Origin of the sequence: Bacillus sp. 7894-2 (genome assembly GCF_002272225.1) — a bacterium.
Lineage (GTDB): Bacteria > Bacillota > Bacilli > Bacillales > Cytobacillaceae > Cytobacillus.
Window position 1 is genome coordinate 1 of sequence record NZ_NPDG01000112.1, and the last position, 2,115, is coordinate 2,115.

Below are 2,115 nucleotides of genomic sequence, written 5' to 3' on the forward strand. Positions count from 1 at the left end.
CAAACTGCCCGTAAAGGCCCGATAGGTTCAACTAACAATCAGTGGGGAGAAAAGCACTTCCCACTGATTGAAGTTTCACTTTATTAGTGCGCTGTACCTTTATCAAAATTGCTGCCGCTGACATCGGCAATATTTTCAATAGCCACTAATGCTCCAGGGTCAATATCTTCTACAATGGAACGGAGCGTTGATAGTTCAATCCTTGTTACGATTGTATAAATGATCTTTTTGGGCTCTCCAGTAAAAACACCCTGGCCCTGAATATAAGTCATTCCGCGTCCCAATTGCTTCATAAGCTCTGCAGAGATTTCTTCAGGCATATCAGAAATGATCGTAACCGACTTCAGCTCTTCCATACCTTCCACAACGATATCAATCATTTTGTAGGCAATATAATAGGTGATAATGGAGTACATGGCTGTTTCCCAGCTAAAAACGAGAAAAGCTGCAAGAATAAAGATAAATACGTTGACAATCATGATAAATTGGCCGACAGATACCGGACGCTTCTTGCTGACCAGGATGGCGATAATCTCTGATCCATCCAAAGCTCCGCCAGTTCTGATCACAAGGCCAACCCCTGTTCCCAGAATGACTGCTCCAATGACTGTTGCCAGAAATAAATCATCTGTAACAGGCTCAAAATGATGGAGATATGCGGTACTTGCGGATAAAACAATTACTCCATATAAGGTATGTATCGTGAATTTCATTCCAATTTTGCGGTAGCCAATATAGAGAAATGGCAGGTTTAAAACAATCAGGAATATACTCATGGTCATCCCGGTCAGTTCAGCAGCGATAATGGAAAGACCGATAACGCCGCCATCGAGAATATTATTGGGAACGAGAAAAAACTCAAGTCCTGCCGCTGCAATTACCGCACCCAGCGTAATCATGATGAGCTGTCTTATCTCTTTTAACACCCTTTTTTTCTTTGTCATTGCCATATGATCAAGCCCTTCTTTTTTAAATACTTTCATATTATAGCACTTATTAGGCTGGTCTTTTAAGTAAGAATTACTTTAGCTTCAAAAGAAGGAATAAAAGCACAGATGTTGAATGTAATTAAACGGATTCGGCATGGGAAGGTGATTATTTGAAAAGAGTAATGGTGATTGGGATTTCAGCAGGCGCAGGGAAATCAACCTTTGCCAGAAAACTAGGAGAAAAAACGGGCATTGAGGTGCATCATCTGGATGTTTTATACTGGAAGCCCGGCTGGGTGGAAAGCGGACTTCAGGAATTTTCGGATGCACAGCGTGAAATAGTGAAAGAAAAGCAATGGATTATTGAAGGTAATTACAGCAACACTTTTGAAATCAGGGGAGCTGTGTGTGATACAGTCATATATCTGGAAGTTCCCCTGTATATCTGTCTGTACAGGGTATTGAAAAGATGGCTGACCAATCTGGGGAAAACACGGCCTGATATGGCAGCCGGGTGCAAGGAGAAAATGGACTGGAAATTTATTAAATTCATACTGACAACATACAGAACCCGCAAAAAGAAAATGGCTGAACGGCTTGACAGATTTGCAGCAGAGGGTAAAAAAGTCATTGCACTGAAAAATAAACCGGATATTGATTCATTCATAGAAGATTTTGATGTTAAGACTAACGATGCTTCATAGAATACAAAAACCCCTGCATTTTGTTAATGTCCCCTTTAAGTAGACCAAAAAAGCCTTCATGTTACCATGGAGGAAAGAATGCTACTTGGAGGGGATTTTTTCTATGGCAAAGAAAGGGCAAACTTTTAATAGCTATTCGGTGGAGTTTAAACATAATGCCGTCATGAAATACGTGAATGGGTCTAAGAGTTTTAAAGTATTGGCAGAAGAATTGGGAATTCGTAACTGCAGCCAGCTTAAAGTGTGGGTTAAGAAATGGAAAGATGGAGTCCCGTTTGATGAGCGTAAAGGAGTCTCTAACCCATTAAAAGTCGGCCTAGGACTAAATTCAAGTCGGTTGAAGAGGAAAGAGATTACCTAAAAGCATAGGTTGAATTTTAAAAAAGCAGTATCCAAATCTGGAGGAAGAAACATACCCAGAAGAATGAAATATGAACTGGTTGATGAGTTAAGGAGTACCTATCCGGTCTCTTGGCTGCTGG

At 40.6% G+C, this 2,115-nt stretch carries 3 protein-coding genes; 2 read left to right on the plus strand and 1 reads right to left on the minus strand.

The window, feature by feature from the left end:
- Nucleotides 1–83: 83 nt before the first annotated feature.
- Nucleotides 84–950, minus strand: coding sequence for a YitT family protein (locus CHI10_RS17055; protein ID WP_095245420.1), 867 nt, complete (start codon nucleotides 948–950; stop codon nucleotides 84–86).
- A 149-nt stretch (nucleotides 951–1,099) separates the two neighbouring features.
- Here CHI10_RS17055 and CHI10_RS17060 point away from each other — a divergent pair, with 149 nt between their 5' ends.
- Together CHI10_RS17060 and CHI10_RS17065 are read left to right on the plus strand one after the other, a co-directional pair.
- Nucleotides 1,100–1,633 carry a P-loop NTPase family protein gene (locus CHI10_RS17060; RefSeq protein ID WP_095245419.1) on the plus strand — a complete coding sequence of 178 codons (534 nt, stop codon included), beginning with the start codon at nucleotides 1,100–1,102 and terminating at the stop codon, nucleotides 1,631–1,633.
- Between the two features lie 103 nt (nucleotides 1,634–1,736).
- Entirely contained in the window at nucleotides 1,737–1,994 is a 258-nt protein-coding gene (locus CHI10_RS17065) for a transposase (protein WP_286137443.1), read from the plus strand.
- The last annotated feature ends 121 nt before the right edge of the window (nucleotides 1,995–2,115 follow it).

Excerpts from the sequence above, each read along its gene's own strand:
- CHI10_RS17055 (WP_095245420.1), bottom strand. The coding sequence starts at position 950 with ATGGCAATGACAAAGAAAAAAAGGGTGTTAAAAGAGATAAGACAGCTC.
- CHI10_RS17065 (WP_286137443.1), top strand. The coding sequence starts at position 1,737 with ATGGCAAAGAAAGGGCAAACTTTTAATAGCTATTCGGTGGAGTTTAAA.